The 18,459-nt window shown below is 59.2% G+C and carries 8 protein-coding genes; all 8 read right to left on the reverse strand.

Annotated elements, in window-relative coordinates:
- Positions 1-62 precede the first annotated feature (62 nt).
- From BES08_RS06005 to BES08_RS06035, 8 genes are read right to left on the reverse strand one after another with little or no spacing between them, the layout of a single operon-like run.
- The gene (locus BES08_RS06005; RefSeq protein WP_069707814.1) at positions 63-845 is read right to left on the reverse strand and encodes an HNH endonuclease; all 783 of its coding nucleotides are present in this window, start codon (positions 843-845) and stop codon (positions 63-65) included.
- Positions 842-2,788 (reverse strand): DUF262 domain-containing protein, encoded by a 1,947-nt coding sequence (locus BES08_RS06010; RefSeq protein WP_069707815.1) that lies wholly within the window; start codon positions 2,786-2,788, stop codon positions 842-844. Before BES08_RS06010 ends, BES08_RS06005 begins: the two co-directional genes overlap by 4 nt.
- Positions 2,789-2,847: 59 nt before the next feature.
- Entirely contained in the window at positions 2,848-4,764 is a 1,917-nt protein-coding gene (locus BES08_RS06015) for a hypothetical protein (RefSeq protein WP_069707816.1), read from the reverse strand.
- Positions 4,748-9,115, reverse strand: a complete 4,368-nt coding sequence (locus BES08_RS06020) for an Eco57I restriction-modification methylase domain-containing protein (protein WP_069707817.1) — start codon at positions 9,113-9,115, stop codon at positions 4,748-4,750. Before BES08_RS06020 ends, BES08_RS06015 begins: the two co-directional genes overlap by 17 nt.
- Complete coding sequence (locus BES08_RS06025; protein WP_069707818.1) at positions 9,115-11,904, reverse strand: DEAD/DEAH box helicase; 2,790 nt, start codon at positions 11,902-11,904, stop codon at positions 9,115-9,117. Before BES08_RS06025 ends, BES08_RS06020 begins: the two co-directional genes overlap by 1 nt.
- Positions 11,904-17,066: a DEAD/DEAH box helicase family protein gene (locus tag BES08_RS06030; protein WP_069707819.1), complete on the reverse strand. Its 5,163-nt coding sequence runs from the start codon at positions 17,064-17,066 to the stop codon at positions 11,904-11,906. Before BES08_RS06030 ends, BES08_RS06025 begins: the two co-directional genes overlap by 1 nt.
- Entirely contained in the window at positions 17,053-17,319 is a 267-nt protein-coding gene (locus tag BES08_RS32700) for a hypothetical protein (RefSeq protein WP_156799781.1), read from the reverse strand. The genes BES08_RS06030 and BES08_RS32700 overlap by 14 nt, the downstream gene beginning before the upstream one ends.
- Positions 17,316-18,422 (reverse strand): Fic family protein, encoded by a 1,107-nt coding sequence (locus BES08_RS06035; protein WP_069707820.1) that lies wholly within the window; start codon positions 18,420-18,422, stop codon positions 17,316-17,318. Before BES08_RS06035 ends, BES08_RS32700 begins: the two co-directional genes overlap by 4 nt.
- Between the last annotated feature and the right edge of the window lie 37 nt (positions 18,423-18,459).

An 18,459-nucleotide genomic window follows, 5' to 3' on the forward strand; every position in this document is an offset into this window, starting at 1 on the left:
GAAGCTGACTGACGCATCCGAGCTCGCCGACTTGGACGTGAACGTGCGAGGGCTAGCGGCTCCTAATCTGCGCACCACACGACTTCTCGATGCCACACCAAACGGTTGCGGTGGTCGTCGGTCAATGTCAGCGGCGCGGCATTATCCAAGTTGAGTGCCAAAATCTCTGCACGGGTTAATCGGGGCGATCCTACAGCGACGCCATTGTCGTCAAATGTGATCAGGCCCGCATCGAATGCCGCGTCCCACAGGGATGACAACAGCAAGCCATTGTGGACGTTCAGCCGTTCTTGATCGTTTTCGCATCTGGACCACGGGATAATATGCGAAGCGCGCAGCAATTCCGGGACGGTGATTCCGGTCAGGGGGCATGCGCTGTTCCAGTAGTTGAGTACGGCTGAGCGGAAGCGATCTTGCCCGACGCGGACTTTTTGTACCCGGTCAGCTTCTGTGTCACCCAGATGCGCGGTTTCTCGCAAAAATTCTTCAAATGGTAGCGTCGGTAGGCTGATGGACAGGCGGTAGACTGCACTGACGGCAGCAAACAGTGCGTCCCGCGTGGGAAATGCGAAGGCGGCGGCGTGCCCTTTGGCGCACGGAGTGGCAGCCGGCGCGGAGAGTTCCCGCGCAGCACCAGGATGGGCCACTGACAGGAAGAATGGCCCTTCCATGCCCCGCGCTGTTGCTGCGACGGCAATTTCGCCCGGAGCGCTGGACGAGGTGAAGAATAGCCACCCGGCGGCCTGGCCCATCGGAATGCGATAGCCTTGCCCCTTTGCGGCATCTTCGAGCTCGGACCCCAAGGCGAATGGGTAGATGCGTAGGCGGTCGCCGGTGTCGATCATGCCGCCACCGGCTCACCTACGATTTCCTTGGTGACGTATGCTTTGAACGCGTCTGCATCAGCAAAGCAGCGGAAGCCGTTTGCATTTGCCAATGTAATCACCGCCGGATCAGCGCCTACGACAAGGGCTACCGCCTCTGTCAGTTCCTGCCGCAGGCCATTAGGCCAAGCCACGTCTAGAACGGCGGCTTGCTCGCCAGATTCCACCGTCACAATCTCATAAGCCATGACCCCTGACGGCAACCCCTGATCGGCAACCCATTGTTGCAGCGCCGACAGGGCCGCCTCTTCATTGGCGTCTGCTGGCCCGCTAACAATGGCCGCCGACGTGTGAACGGGCGCTGCGGTGGCGAGCCACCGTTCGGTCTCCCCATGGAGCAGGTCAGCCAACAGGTCGTTTGTCGCCTTGGCCAGCAGTTCGCGGCGAGCGGCCAGGAAATCGGCATAATTTTCAATCCGCCACAGTTGCGGATCCATCGGAACCCATTGCGAAGAAAGGGCACCGGGGTGCCTTTCCTCGATGGCGGGAAAATAGGCTTCAGGTCGATCATCCAGAATGTCGAGATTGGCGCGTTTGGTCAGGAAGCAGAAGTTTGCGATCGCGTTGACCTCAGCGCGGCCATAGCCAGCCTCGTAGAGGCGAGCCTTGGGGAAAATGTGGTGGACTTCCAGCTGACTGAGTTTGCCCAGCATCCCGGCCTTGAGGGGAAGACCGTTCCCCCAATCCTTTGCCTCCGCCATGCGCGTCAGCAGATAGAGTACAGGGTAGAATCGCGCGCCCAGGTTCCACCCGGTGAAGTGCCCCGGCTCAACCCGCAAGCCGCCATGCCAAAGGCGAAGAATGTCCAGCATGCGATCGAGCCCACCGGCATCCAGTGCTTCAAGATCGGCATCGATGAAGCTTTCGGTCGAACCTGAAAAGCGCCCCCACATGCCGGCCTGCACATACCAGAACAGCAGCTTGTCGCGCTCTTTCTGGTCCATCGGTCCGGTTCGCTGATCGAGATAGCGCGCCATTACCGAAACCGCGCCGCGGCCGAACAGCACCCGATCATGATCCAGTCCAAGTCGACCCGAAATCAGGTTCAGCGCGGTATCTATATGGCGACTGGCGCGTTTCAAGGCATCCTGCACCTCGGGCGCAGTCTTGCCGTGCAAGTGCAGGAATTTCGCCTCGCCGGTCAACACGGTGTTCACCGAACGGAGCAGCCAGTCGAGCGAAAAATCGTACCCCGCCTGGCGCCATTTACCCAGTTGGACTTTCATCTCGGTCCGAGCCTGCGGCCAGTCGGCGCAGATTTTTGCCAGCGCCAGATCGCCTTTTGAAAGTTTGGTGCCGCCACTGTTCACTTTGTTGAAGATGTCGACCACGACGTCGAGCGTCATGTCGCCGCCCGTGATTTCCTCGATATGCAGATCGATGTCGCGAATGCCGAGCAGTTTGCTGAGGCGGCTGACATAGTCGCTTAGTTGCGGCGCGTGTTCAGGGCTGGTGGAGAGAGAGGTGATTATGGAACCCAAACCATCGTTACCCGCCTTCAACAGCGCGGTGACATCAATCCAAAGGGGATCGTCGCGCATCATGATGGGCTGGTAAAATTGAAATTCTTCGCGACCCATATGAAAATGCAGGCCGGCAAAGGCCTTTTCATTGCCGTCGAAAAACTGCGGCGGGTGCCCCCGGATTACACCATAGAGCGATGTTATCCGCTGCTGGCCATCGAGCAGCAGCTTGACCACGCCCGGTGCAAGCTCGTGATCGCCGCGGTGCTGTGCCCCCTCGGACTGGGTGGCCCAGACGAGCAAGCCGCCGACCGGATGCCGCCGATAGAGCGACCCGAACAGGCCGCGCACTTGATCACCGCCCCAGACATAGCCGCGCTGGAATTCAGGCAGTGCCATGTGGCCGTTGTCGATGTAATTCAGAATGGTAGCGATTTGCACTGCCCAGCCCCCTCCGTGACGGCTTCCAAGTATCTTAAGTACGAGACGAGGTTAAAGGATCAGAAATCCATCCCGAACACGCGCTTGTCAGCAGGCGCGCCGTGAAGCTCCAAGCGTTGCCAGGGTTCCTTCTGGAATGCCTCCGGTGGTGCTGTCGTGGTGGTGACGATGTATTGGAAGAGGGGAGTTCCGCCGATCCCTTCCAGTTTCTGGCTCATCGTGAACAGCCTGTTGTAGATCGACAGGCCCAAGTCCGCTTCGCGCGGGCTATCATGGATGAGGAAGGCCGGAAGCTGGGTGCGCCCCTCGATTGTGAGAAGCAGCGCGGCAAGATCGAACGCGACGATCTTCAGAGAGTCCACAGCCGCTGTTGAGCGATCTCCCCCCATTTGAAAGCGGAGATTCAACTCGTTCTGCTCAAGGTCGATTTTACCGTTCGCCGTTTCCGGGATCAGGAATTTTAGGACCCCGTCGAACAGGAGCGAAAGGCGGTCTACGTTCTGCAGCGCTGCCGCGCGATGTTCTGACGCTGCATTTAGGTGTGTGCTCTGGAGCTGGAGCAATTGTTCAATGGCATTAGTGCTGGTTTTCAGCTCGCCCAAGTGGGTAGCGTAGCGCGTGCTCATGGTGATGTCGCCCTTGGCCGCAGACAGGCGCCTCGATTGGTCGACCAGCGCCCTCTCCAGCGCTATGACAGCCTCGGCAAGCGGCTTAGCCGCCTGTTGGGCGGCAGCAATCTGGTACTTCACCGCTGAGATATTTGCTTCCAAAGCCCCTATGTCGCCTGCGATCTCAGCGATTTTGCCGATCAGGTCATCTCTTTCCTGTTCCCGCTCCCGGACAAAATCCAAGGCTTTCTGGTCCATCCGCGTGCCGCACGTCTTGCAGACTGGGTTTTGAGCATCGCAGACGTGGGTGTGGGCTTTCGCAGAATTGTTATCGATGGTCTTCCGCAGTTCCGTCTTGGTAGCGAGATCTGCGTTTAAGCCAGCTAACTGGTTCCCGAGCTGGGTCAGCGCCCTTTCAGCTCCATCCTTGTCTTCCCGAGCTTTGGTGAGCCTCTCATAGAGTTGTGGATCTGCTGCGGCCTCTGCTTGCGCAACGGCCTCGCTCGCTTGGGCTTTCCAAAAATCGGCCTGCGCGTCCGATGCGCCAAATTTCTGGGATAGGTCCGCCTGCATATCCTCGACGAGATGCTGCAAACGTCGGCGCTGCCGCCTTGTCTGTTCAATTTTGACGGAGCACTCTTCGGTTAAGCGTGAGGCCTCCATTTCACCCGCCGACAAGGCGTTGACGAGCAACCTGACAATCACAAGCCGATCCGCCTGCGACAATTGCCGCTGACGTGAAGCAGAGTGGGACTCGGTTTGTGCCGATCGCCATTCGAGTGCCGAAAGCAGACGGCACTCTTGGTCACGTGTCAGCCACGCCAGCGCGACTTCCCAGGCCTCTTCGACAGGGTTCGCCAAGGGCATGCGGCTCGCAGCCTCTGGCATGAACGCCTGGGTGATGGCATCGCGCAGTGCGCCAAGCCCGGTATGGGGCATTTCACCGCCAAATGCTGCCTCGAGCTCCTCGCCCTTCGCGCAATAGTGCCGGTTGTCGATACCAATTGGTCGGAGTACGACCCATGCCTCTCCATCCAGAACGACCTCGGCCCCGACATACCCGTCGGGTATTTTGTTGACCACCGCTTCCCGCAAAGCGTGCGAGCCAAAGCTGTTTTCGCCGAGGCAGTAGCGCAACAGGCGGCAAAAGGTGGTCTTTCCTCCGCCATGCCCCATCGCCTCGTTCTCATTACCTGAGTCTGGCGACCAGATGATGTTCAGCCCCGGTCTAAGCGTCACCTCCCGGATTGGGTCTCCCACGCCGCGCCAAATGACCAGGCGCCGCACCCAAAGCCGCGGGCCTGCTTGCCCAACTGCGGGTTGGACATCGTCGATCGAGATGGCGAGGAGATCAGGCTGCTGCGGCAATCCATTCCCTTTCTTCCTGCGGCAACGCCGCTACTGCGTTTTGGATTACGATACTGCGTATCGCATGAAGCACGAAGGCAGCGCGCCCATCGGCCCAGGCTAGTGGGGCATAATGGTATATTTCAGCACCACGATCCCACATGCGGCTTTGCACGTTATAGTGGATCGACCGCTCAGCGCGCAGTTGAGCAACGGCATCATGGAAAGCCTGCGGCGTGGCCGCACTGAAGGCCGCGACGTTTGGAGTGGCTTGCAGGTTAACCTGATCGCCAACAAGCCGCCGCCACTGAGCCTGCATCTCTAGTGTCAAATGGTGCATCAACAGATGCGGCTTGGCTGCGAACAAGGCGGCCAGCCACACATCGAGCGGCGCTACCGGGCCGACTGTCTTCTTCATGATGGCCGCGAAGATATGCCGGACATCAATTGCCGCGTCGACACGGTGATCCCATGCCCTGTCGGCCACGGAGCTGACATCCGGGGCAGCAGAGGCCAGCTTGTCATAAGCGGCGAGGACGAGGCGTTGGGTGCGGTATTCGCCGTATTTCCTGATCTCGTTATTTTGCAGGACGCGGAAGGTTTCGCTGGGGTAGTTAGGCCCCATAACGTCCTTGGGGGCGAGCACATAGCGCAGTTCGTCGCGCGTCAGGCCATAGGCGAGCGCGTACCAAGCATCGAGTTCGGCGCGCAACTGGCCGCGCCGGTCGTCGTCCCACGCGAAAGGTGGGGCGTCATACCCCAAATCGCGGGCGAAGGAAGCCATAGAGTGGCTGGTATAGGTCAGTTCCAGCACGCGCGGGACGATGAAGGCGAGGTCCTCCATGGAGTACGCCGATGGGGGGAGGACAGGAAATTGTTGAAGTGTATATTTCCTAATATGGGAGCCACCAACTTTTTGCTGTGCGCAGAAATCTACCACGAGTGAATTTAGCGCAGAGCAAAGTAAAATTGCCTCTTTCGCACCATTTTCAACAAGAATCAGGCTAAATGTATCGTCTGCAGCAGCCGCAGGAGCAATACATGAAACCACAGTTCTTTCGTTAGTTGAGCTTGTAATATCACGCCATCCTGCGAACCATCCACGACCCCAATTTCTTAACGCATAACGCGCCTTCAAATCCGATCTTTTCACGTACTTGTCCGACGATATTTGGAAACTTGGATCCTCCAGTTCCTGTTCCGTCAGCTCTCTAAACTCCTGCAGGGATTGGTCAAAAGTTGCAGCTCGGTGGTTGAAGTGCCATACCATTGAGCCCCTATAAACAGGCACACGATCTTCCTCTCTCGCAATAGAACCTGCCTCGAAAATTATTTGATCTTTTGAATTTGATCCAGAAAAGAAGTTCTGAACCAGCTGAGCCTTGATCGAAGATAATCTTGTTTCTTCTTCAAAAAGGACAGGCACACGATCGTATATTTTTGCAGTCAACTGCGCATCATGCAGAGTACGAAATATAGGAGCAGTTTTGGTGTTAGGGTTAATTCGCTCTATTTGATCAGGAGACAGCGTGAAGCGCCGTTCTGTATGTTCAAGATGATCTACTTGTCGAGCGAAGAACACAAATTCTGACGGCGTTGGCGAAGCTTCTCGATAAGCCAAAAGACAAAACTTCGTTGCATGGTGAACGCCAGGGAAAATCATTTCCTCATTCTCAAATGAAAATAGCGCCTTAAGGCGCTGAGAGCTGACCAAATGACTGAAGAATGGCGCAGTGGTAGCATCAGTGGCGATACCAGTGGGCACAATCAGCCCAGCTTGCCCACTGCGTCGGGTCAGATTGAGGAAATGCTCGGCAAAAAGAGAGTACGTATTTATCTTTCCTCTGGCCGTGAAATTAAACCTCCCAGAAGCGCGAGAAAATTCATTAACAGCGTCAAATACTCTTTTATCGGTTACGAATTTAGCAAAAACATCTGGCTGTTCTGATTCAAGAGAGGCTATAGCACGCTTACGCTTTATGCCCTTCATAATCGCAATTTCTGGAATGCGAGATGAAAAATACTCTCCTTCACTAAGCTGAACGACTTCCCACGGTGGATTGCCCAGCACAACGTCAAACCCACCTCGGGCAATGATCACCTCGGGGAAAGCCAAAGGCCAATGAAAAGCGCGGGCAAATTCCGCCGCATTGACCGCCGCTCCCTCAAGCGGACAATAGATATTGCCACCGCCCATGCGCGTGCGCAGATGGCCAGTGGTGGGGATCATTGCGTTGCCACTGCTGATGGGAACACCGCCAGTCTTGGGCAGCAGGAAGGCTGCAACGTAGAGGTCGCAAGCCACCTTGGTGGCATAGCGCTGCGGATCGTTAGCCCAAGCCAGAAACTTCTCCCGCTTGGCCTTGATCTGGGCAACGGTATCTTCCGGCAGGTGGCGCAAATCGTCCATCTGTGCAGCCAATCTGGCCGGCGGGAGCCCCCCGCCCCCAAGGCCGAAATCGAACATGCCTTGTCCGACTTTTTCCGCCTTGTTGCGCTTAGTAAAATGCTTGGCGGTCTCTTTGTCATCGCCGGTCAGCGGGTTGTAGGCGTCGTCTGGAATGCCCTCTTCCAGCGCTGCAAGGTCGAACACGCCAAGCAGGCTATCGCCGCACTGCAGATTGGCATCGAGGAAGCCCAGCGGCTTGCCCGGCTCCACCGTCTCGATCCAGAGCGCCACCTTGGCGAGTTCCACCGCCATAGGGTTGCGGTCGACGCCGTGGATGCAGTTGCGCACCGCATCGCGCATGGCGGCGTTGTAATCCGGCGCATCGGGATTGCGCAGCTGGGCCACGCGGTTTGCTACCCGACGCGCTGCGCCCAGCAGGAAGTGGCCCGATCCACAGGCGGGATCGATGATGTTAAGATCAAGGATGGCATCAACGCCGCCCTCGGCCTCAGCGCGGTCGAGCACAGGATCGAGTGCGCTGTCGAGCAGGCACTGCACCAGACTATCGGGCGTGTAATAGCTGCCAGACGTCTTGCGTGCGTTGCCGCGGGCCTCAGCGCCACCGGCGAAGCTGAAGGTGTGGCCCTCATCCTCGCGCATCGGCACGAGTTCGAGCAGGCCTTCGTAGACGCTGCCCAGTTCCTCGGTCGCCATGTCGCGCCAGTTGATGCGTACGCGACGGCTGTCGTCGATCAGCCAAGCCAGCTTGTAGGCTGCGGTCAGGAAAGCGCGGTTGGGGATTTGCACGGTATCGAGATCGGGCGTTAGGCCTTGATCGAAAAGCCCGCCCAATGCAGGCAAGCCGAGCCGCGGTTCGCCCTGGACCAGAGCACGGAACACAACCTTGGCTCCTTCCCACGCGTCATGATGGTGATCGTGGGCATGGCGTTTGACCGACCGATCGCGCAAATGGGCAAAGCCGTAGTTGGCCGCATAAAGGTCGCGCGTTGCCTTTGGCGTGGCGGACGGATGCAGCAAGTCGCGGTCTTCTGCCACCGCGAGGAAAATCATCCGATAGATGACGCGCAGCATCTGCTCGAACAGGTGTGGTAAGGGCAGATCGTTGCTGTCGAGCCTGGCGCGGACGGCCGGGTTGGCGTCGAGAAGGCCTTGGCCCAACACCAGCAAGGCGTCCTCCACGTTGACACGCAGGCGATCACGTGCGGCCGTGCCAGCGCGCATACCGGCCTCGCGCCAGCGTTCTAGCGAGCTGTCGCTTTGTGCTGCCCCTTCCGCGCCAAAGCGTGACGCGTGGATCAGCAGCCACAGCGCCGTGAAATCGGCGAACATGTCGTCGCGAAAGATGTTTGCAAGGTCGACCTCGATCCATGCCGGGCGGGTCAGGCTGGCGTTGTCGCGCATCAGGCGCAAGCGGTCGCCCGCGAATACCAGGCCCCACAGGGCAGCATCGTTGGCATTGAGCCAATCTTGCAGAAGCACAGTGGGTGACCGGCGATGGATGCGCCCGCTTTCGTCATCGCCAAATTCCGGCAGCGCGCGGGCGAAGCCATCACCCGGCACACCTTTGACTAGCGGCGCGGGAGGCGCGACCACGATGGGCACACGACCGTCCTTGGCTTCCCAGGCGATGGTGAAGCGGCGATCCTCGCGATGGTGAACGTGCGGGCCGGTCAGGGCAAAGCCAAAAGCCTGCTCCAGCAAGCCTTTGGCGAAGGTTGCGGTCTGCGTCGTGGTGGGATCGGCAAGGCGATTGAACGTCTGCCAATGCGCCTGAGCAATGCGGAAATAGCGCGTGATTTCATCGCGCAGATTGGTGCCCTTGGGGCAGCCATAGTCGGCAGCCATTTTGGCGTCGGGCGCAGCGGAGGCGATGGCCTGCACCTGATCGGGGGAAATCAGGCCCCCTTCGATAGTGATGGCGGCAAGGCCCAGATCGGCGCTGCGTTTGGCGGCGCGAGACATCAGTTCAACTCCGGAAGCAAGACATAGAGGCCGATAATGTCGGCCGGAAGGACCGGGCTGACCTTTACCGTCGCACCACCGCCCGCCGCCTCGGTCAGGCGGATATGATCGTATGACAGAGTCTCGGCGCGGGTTTGCGCAAAGGCTTCGATCGCACTGGTGTAACTGGGCAATCGGCTGTGAGCATTGTCGATCTGGCGCAGCCTTGCGTCGGTATCGATGTCGCTGGATGCGGCTTGTTCCAGCAAGGCCAGCGCTTGATCGGCGAAGGCTATGGGCTCCGTACCCAGTCCGGCAAAGGCAACGGCGGTGGCTTCTTCAGCCAGCAGCAGGCGGTTGGTGCGTCCGCTGGTCACAAGCTGGTAGCGCAGCCGCAGCAAAAGTAGCGTCGTCATCTGGGCAACGGCGCGGGTGCGCCAGACACCCGCACGGCCAAGGGCCTTGCCTTCGGCGGCTTGCGGGTCGAGCGCGCCTTCGGCCAGCGTTTCGGCCATAATCGCGACTGCGGGATGAACCCGGCCGACATGGGTGACACCGGGGTTTGGATCATCGAGAAAGCTGATCCGGCGCGTGCCTTTGAGACCGCGCTGCCCCAACCTGTCGCGCATCGCATCGGGCAGGAAATCGATATGCAAACGCGCATGATCGGCCAGCTTTTCCAGGGGCGCGCCGAGGCGCTGAAGGGCGCGCTCGGTAAACCGGGCGACTTCGGTGGGGCCTCCATTCAGTGCGCGCATCTTGTTCCATTCGGGCAGGACTTCGTCCGGCTTCAGTGCGCCTTGGGCATAGCGCGACCGGCTTGCCTTTGCGTTTTCGGCGGTGTCGCGCCATTGCCGTTCAAAGCGCTGGGCAGCGGGGCCGAAATCGAATGTGAGCTGGCTTTTGGCATTACCGCCCCGGCGCAGCATCACGGCCTGCATCAAGGCGGACGTCACGCTTTCCTGATCTTCGGGCATTGGCACTGCCACGCCTGTTGCTTTGCGGATTTCGTCGGCCTTGCGCAGGATTACATCGAGCACCGCACCATCGATGGCGCTGTTTTCGCCATACATCATCAAGGAGCGAACGATTGGCGCCTGTTGTCCAAAGCGATCGACACGACCTTCACGTTGCTGATGTCGGGTTGGATTCCAGCTCAGATCGTAATGAATGACCGTGTCGAACAAGCTTTGCAGGTTGATGCCCTCAGACAGGCAGTCGGTGGCTACGAGTATGCGATTGTTGGAAACGTCGAGCGCTTCGACCCGATTGCGGCGCTCATCGGGGGCAAGGGCGCCGGTGACCACTGCCAGGGCCGCCTTGGGGAATTCTACGCGCAGCACTTCACCCAAAGCCTCGGCCGTGGCGATGAAGCGGCAGAAGATGACCGGCTTGGCGCCGGCCTGCATCAAAGGGCGCAATTCGGCCAGTAGTTGTTTCAACTTAGGGTCCTGTGCGGTGCGCGATGCGAGCGATTGTGCCCGTTCGATCAGCGCGCGCAATGCGGCGGTTTCTTCGCTGTCTTCAATAGCGGTGGCGGGTTCGATATCGCTTTCGATGAGCATGCCATCTTCGGCATCGAAAACGACCGGCTCGATGGCGCCTTCTTCGGCCATGCCGCTCAGTCGATTGCTCAGGGCGCTGACAGCCGCAGCGGGAGACGACCCGACACAGCGCATCAGGGCCAACGTGCCCCAGAATGCCAGGCGGCGATACCGTTGATCCGTGCCTGCTCGCTCGGTGACGGTGAAGCAGTAATCAAGCACTTCTTCCTGAAATGATGCAAAATCACCGTTGAGCGTGAATGGCGATTCCTTGGTTTCATGTTTAGCAAAGGCGCGCCGCTCGTCCCAGCCATCCTGAATATCTGGTCGGCGGCGCTGAATGAGATGCTGCGCCAGGCGGCGCGCATAACGCTCCCGGGCATTGGCATCGCCTCCATTCGGGCCACCCGCCAGTTCTTTATGCACCAAGCCAAGCAAGCGGTCATAGGCGACCACGTCGCCACTGTGCGGCGTGGCCGTCAGCAGCAGCAGATGGCGTTCAGGATCGGTGGCGATCCTCTCGAGCAAGTCATAGCGCTGGTGCTTGCCGCGTTCGTTGCCGACACAGCTATGGGCTTCATCGACGATGACAAATGGCGGGCAGGCTCGTGCGAATTCGTCGCGACGGCTGTCGGCCTTTATGTAATCGAGGCTCACGACCGTAAACGGATAGGCATCGAACAGGCTTTGCGACGTGGGAAGGCCGCGTTCCAGGCCTCTGGCCTTGGCCGCGGTCACTGCGACGGCATCGATATCGAATTTTTCGGCCAGCTCGGTGACCCATTGATCGACGAGATGCGGCGGGCAAAGCACGGCAAAACGATCGACCAGCCCGCGATCGAGCCATTCGCGCAGGATCATGCCGGATTCGATGGTCTTGCCGATACCGACGTCGTCCGCGATCAGCAGGCGCGCCACATGCAGCTTGAGCGCCATCATCAACGGGACGAGCTGATAGGCACGCGGTTCGACACCCAGATGGGCGGCACTGCGAAATGGGCCTGCGCCGCGCCGGAGTGACAAACGCAGCGCGTCTGCCAGCAATTGCGCACCATCCTGCGTATCGAGCCGGTCTGCGGTAGGGGCCGCGAAGCTGGCTGGCTCTACGGGCGACGATTCGAGCTCGGGAATGATGATCTGGGCATCGTCGTCGCTGCCCGAAAGGGGGCGCACATTGAGCATTCCCTCACCCGGCGAGGGCAGGACAATCCATTCGCGCCCGCGCGCACGCACCATATCGCCGGGGGCAAAAACAACCGCGTTCATTATGATACTCCAAGGGCGGTGCGCAAAGCGGCCGGAGCTTCATCGCCCGGCGAAGCGAGCAGATCGATCACATCGAGAATTCCAAGCGATGCCGCTTCGGCCTTGATCTCGTCTGAAGCGCCGCCGGGAACGGCGAGGACGTCCTTGGCAGACCAATAGAGCGAGAATTCGCCCTGTGACAGCCGCAGCGTGGTGGGCTTTGGGAATCCCCAGCGCAGAACGGCGTGCAGCCAAGGATCGCCGCCACTGTCGGCAGCGATGTCACCGACAGTGGCATGGGTAAGCGCGCGCAAGAAGCCGAGCATACCAGGATGGCGACGGTCGATCATCTCGTGGTCGGGCTGGTTGAAGTACGAGAGGATGCAGCGATAGCAGCCTGCCACGCAAGCATCTTCAGTAGAATGTAGCTCTTCGTCGTCGAACGGGGGCTGATAATGCATCAGCTTGAGGGCTTCGGCGGCCACTTCGGCGACCTTGGCAGGGTCGGCAATCAGGCGGTTGAGAACGCCTGCGCCACCCTCGGTCGCTTCGTATAGCAAAATGGCGTTGCGCAAATCACGGTTAGGCAGTGGTTCGCCCAGGATTTCGCCCTCTTCCAGTTCAAAAACGAGCTGGATGCCCCGGATCAGCGCATGCTGGAGCGTCGCCATATCCTCGACACTTAAGGGGGCGCGGAATTGCAGGAGCATCGCGTTCTTATGGTCTTCGACAATCGGTACGATGCGTTGTGGCTTGGCCTGGGTGGGGTCGCCCATGCCTTCATCATCATCGCCATTTGATGGATCGGCCAACCATCGGCCGGTATTGGGATCGATGAAAAAGCCGAAGATCGATTTGGATTTGCGGCGGCGCAAACCCTTGTTGATCCGAGACAGTTTGGTGGCCGCGCCATAGTCGAGCCGCAGCAGCTCCTGCCCATCGGCAACGAGCAGGCAGGAGCGGATGTCAGGCTCGCCGGCCTGCATAGGCCATTGAAATACCGTCTGGATCTCAAAGCCGCGGCGCTGCCGGTCTTCGTCGTTGGCGGTGATGCGCTCTGCCGGCGCGGTCTCTACGTTGTCGATGCGTAGCACCGTATCCAAACGCTCGGCGCCACCCAGGGATGTATCGCAGGCGTGGCAGCGTTCCTGCAATTTGTCGGTATGAGCCGCACCGCATTGCGGGCAGAGGATCAGCTTCGATGTGGTCAGCTGATTGTTGTCGAGCCGATCGCGCGCGGGCAGCTTGGCCTTGGTCACACGGAAGGCCCGGCCTTCGTGGTAGATCATGCTGTTGGGGCCGAACTCGGCGATGGCCAGGAACCGGGGACGCTGCAGAACCGCGCTGCGTGTCGCCGGAATGAAGGCATAGAGCGGCAGGCGGGGGAAGTTGTAGCCCGGCAGGAAGCCTTCGGTGGCGAGATAGCGATAGGTGTAGAAGTCCGAGCCGTTGCTGGCGCGCCCGGTTTCAAGGATTTCGAGCTCGCGCGAAGCATTGCGGTAGCGGGTTGCCGCAGCGGTGCGTTCCCCAGTCTTCAGGCCGACCTTGTTCTGGATCGCGTGGGCGAAATCCTGTTCGCGCCTTGCGCTGCTATGCAGATCACGCCAGCGGTTGAAGGCATGGCTGAATTCGGACAGCGCTTGCCGATCAACCTGATCAACGAAAGCATCGACATCTGCGAGCCAGGGCGCGTTCTTGAGGTCGACAGCCGACAGCATCGAGCCAATCAAACGGCGCATGATCGGGCGGGCAGCGCCGCTTTGGGCAACTGCTGCCAGTCCGGTCGCGATTTCCGGGGCAACCGGCTTATCGTCGCCGGCCATATCGAGGTTTTCCGGGATCGACGATTTGAGCGGGACAGTGGCAACGGCCAGCCATTCAGCATGAAGATGGCTGCGCAATAGATCCTGGTTGGCAAGATCCAACGCCGGTGGCCGAACCACACCCGCGACGAGCGCGGGCTGATCCTTGAAGTAATATTGATCATGCGGCGATTGCGACGCGCAATAGATGACCACCAGCGCGGCTTGCCCACTGCGGCCCGCACGACCAGCGCGCTGCGCATAGTTAGCAGGCGTTGGCGGCACATTGCGAAGGTAGACCGCGTTGAGCGCGCTGATATCTACCCCGAGTTCCATTGTCGGTGAGCAGAACATCGCAGGCAGGAAGGTGTCGGGCTCGCCCTCTTGCCGCATTGCTTCATGATTGTCGACAAGGCGCTTGCGGTCCGGACCTTCGTAACGAAAGCGGTCTTCGCGCCACGAACGGACGTCCTGATCGACCTGCGCTGTGTGTTCGCGCGCCTCAAAGCTATAGGGCAGATCGCCGTTGTGCCCCAGCATATCCGCGACTTGCTCATACAGGCTGCGGAAGAATGGGTTTTGGCGCTTGCCGTCACGCCGGGCAGTTGCCTCGCGCAGGCGGATCGCGGTCGGGGCCATCCGCCAGGCTGGCGCTTCATATCCGACATTGACCCGGCGAACGAATTGATGAGCCTCAGCCGCTTGAAGCAGCGTCTCGATCATCTCATCGTATTCTCTGGCCGGAACCTGCTCATTCCAGATGCGGGTGTGCCGCAGTTCCTTGCCAAGCTTGCTCTGACGACCTGCCCGCAGGATCAACGCAGCCTCTGTAGCCTTGATCGTACCGCTGCGAGGAGGCGTGATCATCAGGAATCCGGCCTGCCTCAGACTCTTCTCCTCTTCGCGGTCAATTGCCCATGGCAAGCGGAGCCGATTGCGAGAGACTTCGGCAGACTGGCGGACCTTGCCCGGGTCGAGCGCATCGGTAGCAACGGCAAGGCCTTGGCGCATGTTGTCGAACAGTCGCTCAAACAACTGCCGCCTGATATCTGGCGACGCCTGCGCCAACCGGTGGCATGAGCGGAATTCCTCGTCGTCATGAATCAGGTCATCGAGGCCTGGGAAATGCGCCTCGATCAGGCCAACCTCTTCAAGGTTGGGATTGGTATACCTCCAGCCTCGACGCAGGTCGGCCCAAAGCCTGTGTGCAAGGATGTCGGACAGCGTTTCCTGGGCCTCCTGGCGATTTTGATACCCTTTCGCTTTGGGATCGAGCATCCATTCGGTGAGGCGGCTTAGCTCATCGAGATCGAAACCGAGCGCAAGGCGTACAGCTTCACCAAAGCGATCAGGCTTCAGCCCTTGTGGCCCGGCGGCGCGGACCGCGCGCAAGATGGCAGCGCGCAGCAAGGTGACGAAGATGAAGTCGTTGAAATGACCAGCCTGAAGGGCGGCATCCTGGCGATTGTCGGTAAAACCGAGCAGCTTGCGCGTGTATGGCGCGAGCGAGCCATCTTGCTCCATCCAGGCCAGAATGGTCGCAACGATCAGCGTTGTCGTCGAGCTGCGACCCTCTGCCGACAATCCGGCAAGCTTGTTGATTTCTCGAGCCTGTGGCGCAGGCTGATACCCACATTCAGGACAAAAGCGGTACTGGCCCGAGAAGAACCAGGCCGGAACGCCGTCGTCGCCAAAGCTACCGTCAGGTCTGACATGGACAAGCCGCCCCTCGTGCTTGTTTCGATGGTTGGATTTGAGCCGGAGCACGCCAGATGCCGTTTGCTCTTGCCATTCATCGGGGTAATCTTCGGTGGCACCGCTGAATTTGAAGTCACGGTTGACCACAGGCACCAGATAGCCGGTTTCAGTGCCATCAGGCTCGGTTTCATCCTTGGTCGGCTCATCGATGGGGCGCGCAATGACGCGCCTTTCGCCGTCGACGCTCGCAATCGAAACGCTGTGATGTTCTTGGCCGCATTCTCGGCAGAAGTAGAGAGGGTACAGTCGTGCGTTCTCATCCTCGGGCAAAAACTTTTGCCCTTCGAGGCTGACCCGTCGCCACTCTGCAGGCTCAAGCGTTGCATAGGCTTTGCCTGCACCGGAAATGAAACGGTGCAATTTGAATGCCAGAAATGCACGGTCCGATGTGCCGCCGCGTTCGTCTTCCCGCTTACCCATCATGGCAAGCATGGCGGCAATTGCTCGCTCACAGTCGGGGACAGGCAGTCCGATTTGGGCGCTGAGGCCCTCGGCAGCCTTCAGCATCGTCATCGGCGACCGCCGTCGACGCTTTTCCCCTTCTTCGATCCCGACCTGCGTCTCGATCCAACAGGCGAGCGGATGGGTTTCGAGTTCGGCATTTGATAGGGCAGTCGGCAGAGGGTGAAGCACCGCTTGGCGCAGTGGTGCGATGAGGGTCTCCGCCTTGATCGCATAGGACGTTGCTCGGTCCAGGTCTTCGTCGATTACCCCACCGAATTGAGAGATCGGTTGTCCAAAGAGCGTTGTCGCGACTTCGGCTACGGCCTTTGCTCTGTCCAATTCATCGGCCGAGCTTGACATCGTAGCCGATGTGCCGATGCAAATTAGATCCTTTGACGGGGTGAGGCGTTGCTTTACGCGGCGAACCAGCATGGCAACGTCGGCACCCTGACGACCGCGATAGGTGTGCAGCTCGTCAAGGACCAGGAAGTCGAGACCTTGGGCGTTGGCAATCACGGCCTGATCAAGCTGTGCCTGCCGCGTCATGAGTAGCTCGAGCATCATAAAGTTGGTCAGCAAGATGTCCGGCTTGTCACGCGAGATCTGTTGACGTTCTTCCTCAGTCTCCTGACCGGTATAGCGGGCGACCGTGGGTTTCAAATGGGCCGACAACCCGGAAGCCACCGCCTCATCAACGAATTTTCGGATCTCACCGAGTTGCGAATTTGCCAAGGCATTCATCGGGTAGATGATGATCGCTCTTGTGCGCGGCTCTTCGCCAGCCTTCTTTGCGCGGATTATGGCATCGACGATGGGTACGAAAAAGCAGAGCGATTTGCCGGAGCCGGTGCCAGTCGTGACGACAAAACTCTCGGAATTGCGGGCTTTTGCAACCGCACGTTGCTGATGCCGATGTAGCCTGATTGGCATGCGGTTGGGCCCGGCGGCGAATATCGGGACGAGCTCAGGCTCAATCACACCCTCTGATGCCAACTCGTCAATCGATTTGCCGGGTTCGTAACGGGGATTGATCGTTACGAGTGGGTCGGGCCAGAACTTCTTTTCATCGTAAACAGCACGGATCTGCTGATCGATTTCTGGCGCCTTGATAGTGGAGAAAGAGCGGGCGAACGAAGCGTAGCGATCAACTAATGCGCGATCGAGTTCAAAAATATTCACGACTACCCCTGCGCATCCTGCCGAAAATTTTAACTACGGCGATTAATAGTTCGATATGGTCGGCTGACGCCAGTCCAGATATATCCAAACCTTTGGGCTCGGGCCAGATTTGTAGATCAAGCAATCGGCTTACGAAGCGCCAAGGATCAGTACCATTTGAGATCAGGCCCGGAAATTTGGTCTCGGCCACATACCGACGCTGGCATTCCGGGTCATAATCGATGTCTATGAAGAAGCTTTGCACCGGGGTCATGCCGGTAGCTCCAGAAAATAGCGGGTGTGCTTGAGTTCGCCATGTTTCCTTAGCGCACCAATCTGTACCAGATCGGTCAGGTCGCGCGTGGTGGTGGCTGAAGCCGCGTCCGTGATCGTGCGGTAGTTGGCAGCGCTGAGGCCTCCTTTGAACCCATCCACTCCTTCGGCGAACATGCGCAGGAGCGCCTTTTCTTGGCGTGGGTTCATCTTGCCGCGCAGGCGTTCGAGCAAATGGGATTTGGCTATTAGGAACTCGACGCGCTCGATCGTGCGCTGCTGGGCTGCCAATGCGATTTCGGCGAACCAGGTCAGCCATTCGTCGATCTGGTTCGATTGACTTGCGTGCTGGAGCTGCTGGTAATAGGCTTTTCGCGCGCGCTGGATCATTTCAGCGAGTGCCGTAATCGCCGGGGCGTCGAGCCATTGCCCTAGCGCCTTCTCGGCAACAGCGCGACCGATCCTGCCGTTACCATCCTCGAACGGGTGGATCGATTCAAACCAGAGATGCGCGATACCTGCCCGCGCCAACACGCTGACCGGCTGCGCGCCATCGGGGCCGCTGGTGTTGAACCAGCGAACGAAGGCGCGCATTTGGTCAGGCACTATCGCTGATGGCGGTGCCTCGAAATGCACTTTGGGCGCGTGCAGCGCACCCGAAACGATCTGCATCGCATCTTCGTGGCGACGATAACGGCCAATGTCGACCAGATCGCGCCGCCCGTTCATTAGCATGGCATGCCACTGAAATAGCGCGTCATCGGTGAGCGGGGCGCGATAGCCGCGATAAAGGTCAGCCATCATTTCAGCGATGCCGGCTTCGGCGGCATTGGCACGACGCTGTTCGGCGGCAATGCCCAGATGATTCGCGATCGAGGATTGCACGCTGGCGCGGTCGAGGATCTCGCCTTCGATGGCTGAGCTATCGACTGCTTCTTGCGCGATAAGCGAGATGGTAAGGCCGTTGCGGTCGCTTTCCGGCAGATGCATCATGGCGCCCACGGCCACGCCTGCACCTTTGAGAAAGCGGTCTTCTAAAGGCCGCAGGCGTGCGGCATCATAGGCAAAATTCGGCCAGTTTGTTAGTTGCCAGTTCCACCGCACGATTGATTACCCCGCCCTTTATCGATCACAATTGCAC

Source organism: Novosphingobium resinovorum, assembly GCF_001742225.1.
In the GTDB taxonomy this organism is placed as follows: Bacteria; Pseudomonadota; Alphaproteobacteria; order Sphingomonadales; family Sphingomonadaceae; genus Novosphingobium; species Novosphingobium resinovorum_A.

Bases quoted from the DNA above. Each gene is read 5' to 3' on its own strand.
- BES08_RS06025 (WP_069707818.1), bottom strand. From the start codon at position 11,904: ATGAACGCGGTTGTTTTTGCCCCCGGCGATATGGTGCGTGCGCGCGGG.
- BES08_RS32700 (WP_156799781.1), bottom strand. From the start codon at position 17,319: ATGACCCCGGTGCAAAGCTTCTTCATAGACATCGATTATGACCCGGAA.
- BES08_RS06020 (WP_069707817.1), bottom strand. From the start codon at position 9,115: ATGTCTCGCGCCGCCAAACGCAGCGCCGATCTGGGCCTTGCCGCCATC.
- BES08_RS06005 (WP_069707814.1), bottom strand. From the start codon at position 845: ATGATCGACACCGGCGACCGCCTACGCATCTACCCATTCGCCTTGGGG.